At 37.0% G+C, this 13,574-nt stretch carries 15 protein-coding genes; 7 read left to right on the top strand and 8 right to left on the bottom strand.

The features are described 5' to 3' along the window. The first annotated feature begins 155 nt into the window (after positions 1 to 155). From J7E81_RS26630 to J7E81_RS31180, 7 genes are all read left to right on the top strand, one after another. Positions 156 to 302: a hypothetical protein gene (locus tag J7E81_RS26630; protein WP_215047194.1), complete on the top strand. Its 147-nt coding sequence runs from the start codon at positions 156 to 158 to the stop codon at positions 300 to 302. A 583-nt stretch (positions 303 to 885) separates the two neighbouring features. Continuing rightward, positions 886 to 1,122 carry a dTDP-4-dehydrorhamnose 3,5-epimerase family protein gene (locus J7E81_RS26625; RefSeq protein WP_215047192.1) on the top strand — a complete coding sequence of 79 codons (237 nt, stop codon included), beginning with the start codon at positions 886 to 888 and terminating at the stop codon, positions 1,120 to 1,122. A 23-nt stretch (positions 1,123 to 1,145) separates the two neighbouring features. Then, complete coding sequence (rfbD, locus tag J7E81_RS26620) at positions 1,146 to 1,988, top strand: dTDP-4-dehydrorhamnose reductase (RefSeq protein WP_215047190.1); 843 nt, start codon at positions 1,146 to 1,148, stop codon at positions 1,986 to 1,988. 9 nt (positions 1,989 to 1,997) lie between these two features. Continuing rightward, complete coding sequence (gene rfbB / locus J7E81_RS26615; RefSeq protein ID WP_215047188.1) at positions 1,998 to 2,978, top strand: dTDP-glucose 4,6-dehydratase; 981 nt, start codon at positions 1,998 to 2,000, stop codon at positions 2,976 to 2,978. Positions 2,979 to 3,113: 135 nt separating this feature from the next. Then, the gene (locus J7E81_RS26610) at positions 3,114 to 3,833 is read left to right on the top strand and encodes a sugar phosphate nucleotidyltransferase (RefSeq protein ID WP_215047186.1); all 720 of its coding nucleotides are present in this window, start codon (positions 3,114 to 3,116) and stop codon (positions 3,831 to 3,833) included. Between the two features lie 5 nt (positions 3,834 to 3,838). Then, on the top strand, positions 3,839 to 4,618 hold the full coding sequence (locus J7E81_RS26605; RefSeq protein WP_215047184.1) for a glycosyltransferase family 2 protein: 780 nt from the start codon (positions 3,839 to 3,841) through the stop codon (positions 4,616 to 4,618). Beyond that, positions 4,615 to 6,024 carry a CDP-glycerol glycerophosphotransferase family protein gene (locus J7E81_RS31180; RefSeq protein WP_215047182.1) on the top strand — a complete coding sequence of 470 codons (1,410 nt, stop codon included), beginning with the start codon at positions 4,615 to 4,617 and terminating at the stop codon, positions 6,022 to 6,024. Before J7E81_RS26605 ends, J7E81_RS31180 begins: the two co-directional genes overlap by 4 nt. Before the next feature lie 69 nt (positions 6,025 to 6,093). Here J7E81_RS31180 and pseI read toward each other — a convergent pair whose 3' ends face one another. The 8 genes from pseI to J7E81_RS26560 form a co-directional block, all read right to left on the bottom strand. Further along, complete coding sequence (gene pseI, locus J7E81_RS26595; protein ID WP_215047179.1) at positions 6,094 to 7,146, bottom strand: pseudaminic acid synthase; 1,053 nt, start codon at positions 7,144 to 7,146, stop codon at positions 6,094 to 6,096. Positions 7,147 to 7,150: 4 nt separating this feature from the next. Beyond that, positions 7,151 to 7,693 carry a UDP-4-amino-4,6-dideoxy-N-acetyl-beta-L-altrosamine N-acetyltransferase gene (gene pseH, locus J7E81_RS26590; protein ID WP_215047178.1) on the bottom strand — a complete coding sequence of 181 codons (543 nt, stop codon included), beginning with the start codon at positions 7,691 to 7,693 and terminating at the stop codon, positions 7,151 to 7,153. 10 nt (positions 7,694 to 7,703) lie between these two features. Further along, positions 7,704 to 8,789 (bottom strand): UDP-2,4-diacetamido-2,4,6-trideoxy-beta-L-altropyranose hydrolase, encoded by a 1,086-nt coding sequence (gene pseG / locus J7E81_RS26585; RefSeq protein WP_215047176.1) that lies wholly within the window; start codon positions 8,787 to 8,789, stop codon positions 7,704 to 7,706. Positions 8,790 to 8,792: 3 nt separating this feature from the next. Further along, positions 8,793 to 9,563 (bottom strand): cytidylyltransferase domain-containing protein, encoded by a 771-nt coding sequence (locus J7E81_RS26580; RefSeq protein WP_215047174.1) that lies wholly within the window; start codon positions 9,561 to 9,563, stop codon positions 8,793 to 8,795. A gap of 15 nt (positions 9,564 to 9,578) precedes the next feature. Continuing rightward, complete coding sequence (gene pseC / locus J7E81_RS26575; RefSeq protein ID WP_215047172.1) at positions 9,579 to 10,751, bottom strand: UDP-4-amino-4,6-dideoxy-N-acetyl-beta-L-altrosamine transaminase; 1,173 nt, start codon at positions 10,749 to 10,751, stop codon at positions 9,579 to 9,581. A 38-nt stretch (positions 10,752 to 10,789) separates the two neighbouring features. Next, the gene (gene pseB, locus J7E81_RS26570) at positions 10,790 to 11,761 is read right to left on the bottom strand and encodes a UDP-N-acetylglucosamine 4,6-dehydratase (inverting) (protein ID WP_215047165.1); all 972 of its coding nucleotides are present in this window, start codon (positions 11,759 to 11,761) and stop codon (positions 10,790 to 10,792) included. A 28-nt stretch (positions 11,762 to 11,789) separates the two neighbouring features. Beyond that, entirely contained in the window at positions 11,790 to 12,779 is a 990-nt protein-coding gene (locus J7E81_RS26565; RefSeq protein WP_215047157.1) for a CgeB family protein, read from the bottom strand. Between the two features lie 71 nt (positions 12,780 to 12,850). Beyond that, positions 12,851 to 13,102: a hypothetical protein gene (locus J7E81_RS26560; RefSeq protein ID WP_215047155.1), complete on the bottom strand. Its 252-nt coding sequence runs from the start codon at positions 13,100 to 13,102 to the stop codon at positions 12,851 to 12,853. Positions 13,103 to 13,574 lie beyond the last annotated feature (472 nt).

Raw genomic sequence — 13,574 nt, 5'->3', positions numbered from 1 at the left:
CAATAATTCAAAATACATTATTTTCTGTCCCCCTCTCTATTATTTCTTTCAAGAATAGCAAATACTAATAGTGAAAATAGAAGAAAATTGTCAAGGTGGACAAGAATGTTTTCGACATCCTTCCAAACGGGAAATTAACCACAAAGGAGAGCTACATGAAAAAGAATAATGATGAAACAAGTGAAGGGCTGAACCAGATTTTTGAAATTATTAATGCCAAAGGGGATACCGGTGAACTAAAGGAAATTGTTAAACAAACTAACGAGTCAACAAGCCAAGATGAACAACAACAAAGTGAGTGAAAAGGCCTAGATCTAAGTCTAGGTTTTTTTGTGGACAAAACGGAGTGGAATGTGGATAGATAACCGGGATTTGTGGATAAAACTGTGTATTTTGTGGATACTTCACACCGAATTGTGAATATCTGAAAAAACAAGTGAAAGACCTCTAAATATTCAGAAGATATCCACATAAAGTGTGAATAAACTATGGGAAACTGTTAATATCTTAGACCAAGCTGTGGATAGCAACTCTAATTATGTTAATAACCTGTTGGAAAAACCCTTTCATTCCAAAATTTTTCCAAGTCTTTAGACCTATACCCCCATAACAAAATGACATTTGTCACCTCGAATTTTTAATAAAATTTTCAAACTCAAAATTGTCCATCTCCAGCACATAGTGGCTAGGGGGTCAAAGGTTAACCCGAGAGCAGCCTTCTCACCGGCTAGTCATATGCCTGTCGTCCCAGTCACGGTGCTTCTTTCGCTTTTCTTAAATAGTTGTAATTCCTCCACCTACGGAAAAAATTCAACAAAAATTGGTTCAAAAATAGGTTGGTCAAAATGCGAACACAGAGCATAAGGTAAAAGGGAGTGGTGAAATTTGGAAATAACAGAAACTCCATTACCGGGAGTCAAAATCATCGAACCGATGGTCTTTGGTGACCATCGTGGCTGGTTTATGGAAACTTACAGTGAGGATTGGTTGAAGAAAGCAGGAATCGTGATTCACTTTGTCCAGGATAACCATTCCTTTTCATCTTCCAAAGGAACCATAAGAGGTTTACATCTTATCAAAAAAAGATCAACAGTCACCACTCCTTTCGGAAATGGAGAATAATTTTATATATGGAGAATGAAACAATGAAAATACTAGTAACAGGGTATACTGGACAACTTGGTTATGATGTTGTTCAAAATGGCTTGAGTCGTGACTTTGACATGATTGGAGTTGGTTCGAAAGATTTAAATATCACGGATGAATGTGCCGTTAAAAAATATGTAAGAACATTGAAACCAGATGCTATTATTCACTGTGGAGCCTATACAGCGGTCGATAAGGCAGAGGATGATAAAGAAAACTGCTGGAAGGTAAACGTTGAGGGTACCAAATATTTAGTACAGGCAGCGCAAGAAATCAAGGCCAAATTTATGTATATCAGTACGGATTATATTTTTGATGGATTAGGAGATAAGCCGTTTGTTGAAACCGATCTTCCTCATCCAATTGGATATTACGGACTTACAAAATATGAAGGAGAAAAAATGGTCCAAGCTCAGCTGACAGAGTGGTTCATTGTCCGCATTTCATGGGTGTTTGGAATCAATGGAAATAATTTTGTTAAAACAATGATGCGATTATCCGAACACCAGAATGAAATTAAGGTCGTAGGAGACCAAGTGGGATCACCTACCTATACCTTTGATGCAGCACGGTTAATCATCGATATGATTCAAACTGACAAATATGGAATTTACCATGCGACCAATGAAGGTTTTTGCAGCTGGTCAGAATTCGCCAAAGAAATCTTTCATATAACAGGTAAAAAGGTTAAAGTGAAATCTATTTCAACCGAAGAATACCCAACAAGGGCGAAACGGCCAAAAAATTCCCGTCTATCAAAGAAAAAGATCATAGATAATGGTTTTAAAACATTGCCACCATGGCAGGAATCATTAAAACATTTTTTAAAGAATCAAACTTGAGGTGAAACAATGCAAACGAATAAATTGCTTGTAACCGGTGGAGCAGGGTTCATTGGTGGAAACTTTGTTCAGTACATGGTTAATAAATATCCCCAATATGATATTTATAATTTAGATTTGCTGACATATGCCGGTGATTTAACAAAGCATCGTCAGATTAACGATAAAGAAAACTATCATTTTGTTAAAGCTGATATTACCGATCGTCAGACAGTTCTGACGCTATTTGAAAAAGAGACATTTGACTATGTGATTCATTTTGCTGCAGAAAGTCATGTGGATCGTTCGATCACAGATCCTGAACGATTTGTTCGTACCAATGTTTTAGGGACACAGGTTCTCTTGGATGCAGCGAAAAAAATAGGGGTCAAAAAATTCATTCATGTTTCAACAGATGAAGTATACGGTGAATTAAGTTTTGATCCAAGCACCTTCTTCACGGAAGAAACTCCCTTACAGCCCAATAGTCCATATAGTGCAAGTAAGGCATCTTCAGACCTATTGGTTCGGGCCTATTATGAAACATTTGGTCTTCCAATAAATATCACACGTTGTTCAAATAACTATGGCCCTTTTCATTTTCCGGAGAAATTGATTCCCTTAACTATTTCACGTGTGTTAAATGACGAAAAGGTACCGGTATATGGAGACGGGAAAAATATCCGGGATTGGTTACATGTCCTAGATCACTGTGCAGCGATTGACCTTGTTTTGCATAATGGTGTGAAGGGTGAAGTTTATAATGTGGGCGGACGGAATGAGAGAACGAACTTGCAAGTAGTTAAAACCATTATACAGTCTCTAGGGAAATCAGAGGATCTAATTGAATTTGTATCAGACCGTTTGGGTCATGATAAACGCTATGCGATCGACCCTGCTAAATTAGAGACGTTAGGCTGGAAACCAAACTATACCTTTGATACAGGAATTGCCCAAACGATTGATTGGTATAAGAAAAACAAGTGGTGGTGGAAGCCTCTTCTTGAATGAAAAGTACCATTGTATAAAATGGTGTCTTCTCAATAGTCGTAAGGGACTATTTTTTATTAATAAACCTTAAAGTTGTACCATTTTTCTGTATTTTTCATAACCTAAAGAGAGATTAAGAGAGAAGGGAATGAAAAGATGAAAGGTATTATATTAGCCGGAGGAAAAGGTACTCGGTTAGAGCCTTTTACCAAATTACTAAACAAGCACTTGCTCCCTGTAGGGGGTAACCCGATGATCTACTGGTCGATAAATAAGTTAAAAGAGGCGGGGATTACTGATATTCTTATTGTTACGAATAACCAACATCTCCGTTCGTTCCAAGAAATTTTAGGCCAGGGTGAGGAATTGGGTGTTAAGTTATCCTACACGATTCAAAGTGAAAAAGGAGGAGGTATTGCTGATGCACTAGCCTCCGCGAAGGATTTCGTAGATGACCAATGTATCGTTTTGTTAGGGGACAATCTGTTTGACGATGATTTAAGACCATACATTGATGAATTTCAAACCCAGCCGCAAGGTGCAAAAGTGCTGTTAAAAGAAGTGAAGGACCCAGAAAGATATGGAATAGCTTTATTAGATGAAGTAAATCATTCTATTATCTCTATCATTGAAAAGCCTAAAATTCCTAAGTCCAATTTTTGTGTAACAGGAATCTACTTTTATAACAAAGAAGTATTTGATTTAATTGACTTAATAAAACCATCGAGCAGGGGAGAAAAGGAGATTACTGATATAAATAATCTCTATATTAAAAGAAAAGAATTAAAGTTTGATATTTTAAAAAGCTGGTGGCTGGATGCTGGGACACATGAATCATTGTTTAAAGCAAATAAACATTTCTATGAAAGGAGCTAAGTATTTTGCCAAAGGTTTCAGTAATCTTAACAAGTTTTAATAAACATGAATATATTGCAAAATCTATTCAGGCTATTTTGGACCAAACCTATCAAGATTTTGAATTATTTATTATGGATGATAATTCAAATACCGAAACGTTAGAAGTGATTGAACCGTTTTTAAGTGACAAGAGAGTGAAGTTTTTTAAGAGTGATATTCACACGATGGAAGAAAGAGTAGAAAAAACAAGATATGCCGTATTAATTAACCAAGCACTAGAACTAGCTGAGGGCGAGTATGTTACTTATGCTACGGATGATAATGTATACAACAGGACAAGGCTTGAGAAAATGGTGGGCTATTTAGAGCAGCATCCTAAAGTCATGGTCGTATATTCAGCGTCACAAACAAGGTATTTAAATGAAATGAAAGAAGTCACTCATTCTATTACTAGACCAGCCCGGAGCATTTCATGGCTTGCTCCTTGTATGATTGACCATTGCTCGGTTATGCACCGTAGGTCCATCCTTCCTCAAATAAAGAGGGCATTTGGTTCTTATTGGGATGAAGATCACCAATTTTATAGAATCGGAGATGCTAGATTCTTTTGGAGAATCAACCACTTTTGGGCTTTTTATCCTATTAATGAGGTTCTTGATGAAAATTATATTACCCCTAAATCCATTCACGCTCAATTATTTAATGATTCCCCAAACCAATTCTCAAAACTACTGCCTCCACAAAGAACATGTAAAGAATTAAGAGAATCCCTTAGATCCCTGAGAAGAAGGGACGGAGGGTGACCCACTATCTAGCAAATTATTGGTCACTATATCGTGAGTTTTTGGAAGTGTTTAAGAATTTTAAATATAGGGATATTCCCATTGCACTGCTGACAAACTTTTATCAGCATATCGATTCAAATCTAAAACAAAAAATGGAGAATGAAAATTTTCATACATCCCTATTGAACCCAGAAATAGAACAAGCCATGATCCAACCATATTTCGAAGGGGTGCTGGAGAAAATAAGAGTACCTTTCATGAAGGAGTCTATTGATGGCAAAACACTCATTAATATGGATTATACACGTCTACCTGAAATAACGTTTCGGACATGGTTTGATCCTAGTCAAACCATTATTCTCTCTCGTTCGAAAACTGCACATCTACATGGAATACCTAACGAGAGTATTCTTAAATATGAGGTTATCAATAATAAAGTTTCTGAAACTCTTATCAAGAGTGCCAAATATGTATTTAATAAACATCAAAACCATCCGGCATTTGGAAATGAGTTTTTCCAAAACACCTTTCTTACTCGAATACCGTTAATGGTAAAGACCATTAATGCTGTTTATAACCTATTGGATCATCTGCCTATTTCCACAATAGTTGTGGGGACAACTGAAGATATGCTTAGTAGAACACTTGCTATCGTTGGATCAATGAGGGGCATTAAAAGTATCTGTTTACAGCATGGAATCTTAATGGGGGAAGAGGCCTTTATGCCAGTTTTTACTACGTTGATTGGGGCCTATGGTGAATATGAGAAAAGATGGTATGTACAAAGAGGACTTGAAATGGATAGAATTGCTGAAATCGGTCATCCCAAATATGATCAAATTTTCACAAGTTCGAGAACAGACTCAAAGGAAGTTATAACAAAACTTGGACTAAGTTCAGATAAAGAGACATTATTAATTATTACAGGCCCACAAATCGATTTTATTAAATTCGAAAAACTAATGAAGAATCTTTCCGATAATCCGCGTTTCCAAATCATCATTAAACCTCATCCATGGGAGATTGGGAAAGGGAGGTTTAAAATCTATACTGGACTTGAAAAGAAATACCCATCCATAAAGGTGTATACCTCAAGAGAAAATATTCTTTATGAATTAATTCCTGCGGTTGATGGAGTTGTTTCCACTTTATCTACAGTGGTATTAGAAAGTATTTTATTTAATAAACCTGTGTTTATTTATAACTTCATGAACAGTAATCGAGCATACGATTATTTTGATTCATTAGGAGAGTATATTCAAACAGATCCTAATCGATTAACCGAAGTTATTAGTGCCTATTTTTCTTCAGATGAACATCAGAAACTCTATGCACATATAAGGAGAGAGTATTTATCAAAGTCCTATAACGATGGATCGTCAGGAGAGAAACTGGCCCATGTCATCAAGAATTTTAATCAGTAAAGATCTAGTGTTATAAAGGGATAGAAAGAGGACCTGCCTTACCAGCAGGTCCTCTTTCTACCTTATTTATTAGTTCAAAATATTCCAATCTGCTGGTGTACCTGCCTTTATATCCATAGCAGCTTTTCTTCCCAGTAATTGTTCGTAATATTTCGGGGCTAAGCCATAGCCAGGTCTAATAACTCTTAGGTTTTCTTTCGTTAACACGTCTCCAGCCTTTAAGTCTTTCGTTATATAGAGCGATCTTCTAAATTTTAATGAATTCTTTTCCTTTTCAGTTGGTCCATAAGTAACAGCACCCAAAGCTTGCCACGCTTTTTTTGTTTCATCCACTAAGGAGTGCATTTCATGCGGTTCCATTGAAAAGGCCGAATCAACACCTCCATCAGCACGGGATATAGTAAAATGTTTTTCAATAACAGTGGCTCCGAGAGCAACGCTAGCTACTGCCACACCGATTCCCATTGTATGATCCGATAAACCAACCTGGCAGTTAAAAAGGTCCCTCATATGAGGAATGGTTATAATATTTGTATTTTCAGGTGTAGCCGGGTACGTACTCGTACACTTTAGCAAAACGATATCTTCACATCCGGCCTTTCTTGCAGCTCGAACGGTTTCATCCAAATCGGCAAGTGAAGCCATTCCGGTTGAGATAATGATAGGCTTTCCAGTGGAAGCAACCTTTTTGATCAGGGGAATATGATTATTTTCAAAAGAAGCTATTTTATAAAAAGGTGTATTTAATTGTTCGAGAAAGTCGACTGCGGTTTCATCAAAGGGGGTGCTAAAGGGAATGAGTCCTAATTCCCGGCATCTTTCAAAAATTGGCTTATGCCACTCCCATGGAGTATAGGCTTGTTGATAGAGTTTGTAGAGGTTATTCCCTTTCCATAAACTCTCCTGATCATCAATAGCAAAATCCTTACGGTCAATATTCAACGTCATCGTATCGGCTGTATATGTTTGGATTTTCAATGCATGTGCCCCCGATTCTGCAGCCGCTTCTACAATTTCTAATGCCCGTTCAAGCGATTGATTATGGTTTCCAGACATTTCAGCAATAATAAAAGGAGGATGATTGATTCCAATCATTTTTCCTCCCAGATTGATTTCGTTCATTTGATCACTCCTCTGTAATAAACTGGAGGTTCAGCTTCTCTTTCTGCTTCTCCCAGTCTTCTTTAAATAAGGATAACCTAATTAAGTCAATGAACTGGCCATTTCGGCTCCATTCCTTTTTAAAAAGTCCTTCTTGGCAGAATCCTAATCTATGGTGAAGCCTTAAACTCCGCTGATTAAATGACAGGACCATCCCAATGATTTTTCGGATGTTTAATTGATAAAAGGCATAATCTAAGGCTAACGCGCCCATAATGGTACCTGAACCTTTAGGTGCATGAGGTTCCCCAATATAAAATCCCCATGCACAGGTTTGATTCTGGAGGTTCACTTCCTTAAAGGAAACAAGACCTAACGGCTTGTTTTTGTAAAGAAACAGTCGATAAAAACGACTTTCGTTCTTTAGTACAGCATCAAACCACTGACAATGTGCTTCATAGGGAATGGGCTGGTCGTTATACATATTCACTCGAATCGACTCCGAATTTCGCCATTCATAAATTATGTCCTTGTCTTTTTCCGTTAATGCCCTTAAATAATAATCCATAAGCGTCACCTTATCCCATTAATTCTTTGATCATCATTTGCTGACTTACTATGGTATCCTTCATTAGTTGATACGATAACCGAGACATTTCTGTTCGTTCCGCTTCATTTTCAATTAATATCTTTAGGTGGCGGGTTAAACAAGACTGCTCAATTGTTTCTTTTTCTCCTAAATAAGTAATGACCTTTCCTTTTGCAAGACTTTTACAAATTTCTTTCTGGTTTTCAGCAATACTGACAACGATAGAGGGCAAACCAAGGAGGCAACGCTCCCATGTAGTGGTACCACCTGCCCCGATGGATAGATCGGCCCAATTCATTAATTCGGCCATGTTGTCAATTTGACAATGAAAATGCAGGTATTCATACATGTTACAAATAGAAGCAATCTCCATTTTGTACAGGTTAGATTGCCCAACGACCACATCTACCTCGATGTCATTACGACCCAAAGCTAAGAAGGATGAAAGAGCCTTTCCTGTTTCATTGGTATGATCGATACCGCCATAAAAAATTAATATTCTTTTTACCGCTCCTGTTCGCAGCTTTTGCTTTTTTAATTGATGATAAAACTCTGGTCGGAGTAAGACATAACTGGGTCCTAAAAATGTTTTACAATAGGATGGTACGAGTGAATCATAGCGGTTTTGGTAATCTTGGACGAAATTTTGATCTAATAAAAAATCACAATCATGCTTACGATCAGCTAAATCATCAATCACCATGATTTTTTTTACCTGATTTCTTAGGAGAACTTCCCAATCCTCGTTAATGGCATAATGATCGACAATTAATAGGTCACAGGGACAATTCATTAACAATTCCTTTGTTTGATGTGCATCCACACTCAATGGAACGCCAAGCCATTGAGTGTGTCCACTGCCATTCGGCGCCATGCCATTTTCTTGAGGCCGCTTAAGTACTAATACTTCATATCCTTTTGCTGTAATCAGGTCAATTAAATGCCCTTTATGCTCCCTGCAAATAAAGCGGACATCCGCTCCTTGTTCCTGCAATTTTTCAGCTAGTGTTAAACAACGCATAACATGACCAGTACCTATTTCTATTGAGGCATCGACACGTATATAGACATTCATCGTTTATTCCTCTAATTCCGACGGCTTAGTTTTTGGGGGGGTTAACTTCTTTTGTTCAATATGAGCATTGATCAAAGCCCACTCCTGATTTTTCTGTAACAATTGAATAATATCTTCTAACTGAAACTGTGTTTTTTTCTGACTGTAAAGGTCTGTCATCACAAGAGTAATTACATCTAAATCTGCTTCGGTATCTACGGTTAAACGATAGGAGCTTAAGTCATTTCTATGTTTAACATTTGCAGCCTTAAATTTGTTAGGATGGAGATAGATGTATGGAGTGACATGTTCACGCTCTGCTGCATTGGCTGCTTCGTTATATGCTTGTTCTAAGGCTCCCATGGAAAATACCTCAACATCAAATCCACGAGGATAGGTTCGATCAATCGTATTAGAAACATAATCGTACTTGTTTGGATTCTCTAGGTACTTAGAAATGACTTTATCAATCGTCTCGGGGTCTAGTAACGGACAATCAGAGGTGAGGCGGACAATTACCTCACCTTTATAGTGATTAGCAGTTTCAAAATACCTTGACAATACATCGTCCTCAGAACCTCGATAATAGTCAACCGAAAGCTGTGTACATAAATCAATTATAGGCTGCTCGTGCTCCTTCGTCGTGGTGGCAATTACAATTTGATGAATTAACCTGGACCTTTTGACCCGTTCAATCTGATATTGGAGCAATGGTTTTCCTAAAACCTTTTTCATTATTTTCCCTGGTAACCTTGTTGACCCCATTCTAGCCTGGATGATGGCAACAACCTTCAAAAAATCACCTTCTACTTATTTAGAGTAACGGGCTATCACATTTGTGACTGCTTTGATAACGTCATGTATATCATCCTCGGTCATAGCTGGAAAAAGAGGCAGCGTGATGATTTCTTCATATAGTTTTTCAGCGTTTGGACAATCCCCGTATTTGTAGCCTAATCCTTGATAGTAGGGCATTAGGTGAACAGGGATATAGTGCACATTGACCCCGATATTTTCTTTTAGTAACGCCTCGAATATATCCTTCCGACTGGCTGTTAATTGTTCTAAATGAAGGCGAATGATATACAAATGCCAGCTCGATTGACCGTTTTCGTCTTGGAAAGGAATCGATAGTTCGCTTATATGGTTAAATGCCTCATTATATATCGAAGCATATTTTTTTCGTAAATCTATAAATTTATCAATCTTTTTTAATTGGCTTGTTCCAAGGGCGGCTTGAATATCGGTCATGCGATAGTTATAACCTAAAAATTGCATTTCATAATACCAAGGCCCATGATTTTGGACTAGCCTGTTATGATCACGTGTGATGCCATGAGAACGAAATTGTAAAAGCTTATCAAAATACTCTTTATTATTGGTTGTAATAATGCCGCCTTCACCTGATGTAATATGTTTCACCGGGTGGAAGCTAAACATGGTCATATCACTAATGGACCCTACCATTTTCCCTTTATATGTTGCTCCTAATGCATGTGCAGCATCTTCGATGATAACCAAGTGATGTTTTTTTGCGATTTCTTGTATTCCATCTAAAGAAGCTGGCTGTCCTGTAAAATCGACCGGAATAATCGCTTTAGTTTTATCAGTAATTTTTTTCTCAATTTCTGTTGGATCTATATTATATGTTTTTGGATTGATATCCGCGAAGATGGGCTTACCACCCTGATAGAGTACACAGTTTGCACTTGCTGCAAATGTTAAAGGGGTCGTAATCACTTCATCACCCTCAGTGATTCCTGCGGCAAAACAAGCGCCATGTAACGCTGCTGTTCCGTTCGAGAAACTTACGGCATAAGATGCGCCGACGTATTTTGCTGCTTCTTGTTCAAAAATGGATACATAGGGCCCAGTAGTTAGATAATCCCCTTTTAAAACATTAATTACTGCAGAGATGTCATCATCATCGATCCATTGTCTGCCATACGGAAGATAGTTATCTCTGATCGGTTTGTGATTCAAACATATAAGCCTCCTTCCTCCTAGTGCTAATTTGTAGATTATTGATCTATTACAAGTTTTTTTAAGTCGTCAACGGACAGCCATGTACCATTCGTATTACTTACATATGTGAAGCCTTCTGACACAGGTTCTCCGCCGATTGCCTGTTCAGCGCTCCACCACGGAAATTCCGGTTGAATCACATAATATGCGTCATATTCTAAGGTTCGCCGTGCATCATCCTCGGTGATCATCGTTTCATGTAATTTCTCACCGGGGCGAATACCGATAATTTCAATCTTGGCATTTGGAGCAATTGCCTTGGCTAAATCTGTCACTTTCATACTTGGAATTTTGGGGACGAAAATTTCTCCACCCTTCATTCTGCTTAAATTATCAATAACAAATTGAACTCCTTGGTCCAATGTGATCCAGAAACGAGTCATTCGTTCATCCGTTATCGGTAATGTTCCTGTTTCTTTGATCTTTAAAAAAAAGGGAACTACACTTCCGCGGCTACCGACAACATTTCCATAACGAACAACAGCGAATCGAGTATTCTTAATGCCAGTATATGAGTTAGCGGCAACAAATAATTTATCTGATGCTAATTTTGTTGCTCCGTATAAATTGATTGGATTCGCTGCCTTATCAGTACTTAAGGCAATAACCTTTTGAACACCCCTGTCAATAGCGGCTTCAATAATATTTTGTGCGCCGTGAATATTGGTCTTAATAGCTTCAAATGGATTATATTCACAAATGCCGACTTGTTTTAAGGCGGCAGCGTGGATAACAACATCTACACCTTCAAAAGCACGAAATAATCTCTCTTTGTCACGTACATCCCCAATAAAAAAACGAATCCTTGGATCTGTAAATTCTTGTGCCATTTCAAATTGTTTTAACTCATCCCGACTAAAGACAATTACTTTTTTTACATCTAAATCAAGAACCTTCTTGATGAATTTTTTTCCAAACGAACCTGTGCCGCCTGTCACCAACAAGGTTTTACCTTTTAACGTAAACATTTTCTTCCCTCTTTCACTCGTGAAATTTTTAAAAGGATTGATTGAGATCTTCTTTAGCTCCCAATTGTTTAAGAATAAATCCAACTCGATGGGTAAAGGTGTGATTTTCGACCACCCTTTTTTGAGCGTTTCTTCGGTAAAAATTTCTTAAGTTTTCATCATTTATGAACTGTTGAATTAAATTAATACAATCCTCAGAATGAGAGTAAACGACGATGTCTTGAGTAATATCAAAATGCATCTGCAAATCTGGTTTATTAGAAAGAAGTTGAAATCCGCCGCATGCTGCTATATCAAAGGTACGATTGTTAATACTTTTATTTTCAATTCCAAGGGTGTTTTTATTTTTATGAAAGTCATAGGTACGATGGGGATTGAGGATAATTTTAGAACGGTTAAATAGGCTTCTCACAGTTTCAGGTTCCATCCACCTATTGATTATCGTTAATCTACTTGTATGTTGATGGTTTTTGATAAATCTTTTCCAAAATGGGCCAACTAGAATCAGGGAATATGGAGTATAAGTCAATAGCTGGTAAACAAGATTTATTCGTTCTGGATATGGATAACCAACTAGACAAACGTCATATAAATATTCTTCTTTGTGGTCGGCAAAATAAAGTAAAGGATCTGTTCCTAGTGGGAGATGGTAAATGTGTTTTTTGGGGAACTTTTTCTTATAATACTCAAATGCTCCTATATCAATGGTAAATATATAATCATAATCCCTTACTAAATGAATGGACATATCGATATAAAAGGGATCTTCCGTTAGCCAAATACAGCGGGGGGAATTGATTTTTTTAAGAAAGTCCATTAATTTTTCATCTACGGTAAACCCCACCATAGTTATAATGACATCGGGTTTAAAACTCTCAATTAATTCGATAGCTTCTATTGTATATTTTGAGTGTATTTTAGTGACTGTATGGTCCAAAGAAATAAAGGCCTCTTCTATGGCTTTCTCGAAATAAGGGTATATCCCTGAATAGCCTGACGAAATCAATAATATTTTCATTTAAGAAGTCTCCTTAGAAGAGGGGAAATATAATTCCTTAAGGAGATCTATTTCCCCCCCCTGGTTCCTTACTATAAACCTGGTAGATTAAAAGAAAAAGATTCTATATCTTCACAACGGATGACAGTTACTAGCTCATCCATAAATGGGGAAACCATTGCTGATTCCAGAATGCTTACAATGCCATCGTGTGTTACTCTTCTGAGTCTGCCTTCAATTATATCTCCCGACTTAGTTCTGAAGGTAACATCTTGTCCAATATATCTGCGAAGATAGCGGCCAAGGCTATCCATCCCAAATGAAAGGCTTAATTCACCGTTCAATAAATTCACTCCTTTATACATTTTTTTTATACATTGTTACAGTATTCACACAAAGAAAAAAGGACCGGGCTTATCCAAAATTCACGTAAAAAACCTCATTCGTCTATTTTTCTCGAACCAAGAAGGGTGGACTTTTAAAAATACAGCGCTTGAAGATAATAATTAAACGGAGATTTTCATTTGTAAAAAAAACAGAGCTGGTAATGCTTTAAAAACTCTAGCAGCCTATTATATTAAAATAACCAATAATACTTGTTGACAGATTGCTGAGATTCATACTATAATATGAAAGTTGTCATTGAGGATTTAAAGTTTAATTAAAAAAACCTTTGACAATAGTGTTCGAAAGATGTTATACTTTAAAAGTTGTCTTAATTAATTGTTCTTTGAAAACTAAACAAACAAAAACGTCAACAAACAATAATTTATCATGTTTCTTCTATTATATAAGATGAACATGAGCCAACGTAAC

Source organism: Bacillus sp. ISL-18, from assembly GCF_018613415.1.
Taxonomy (GTDB): domain Bacteria; phylum Bacillota; class Bacilli; order Bacillales; family Cytobacillaceae; genus Neobacillus.
This window is presented reverse-complemented; position numbering and strand designations above follow the sequence as displayed.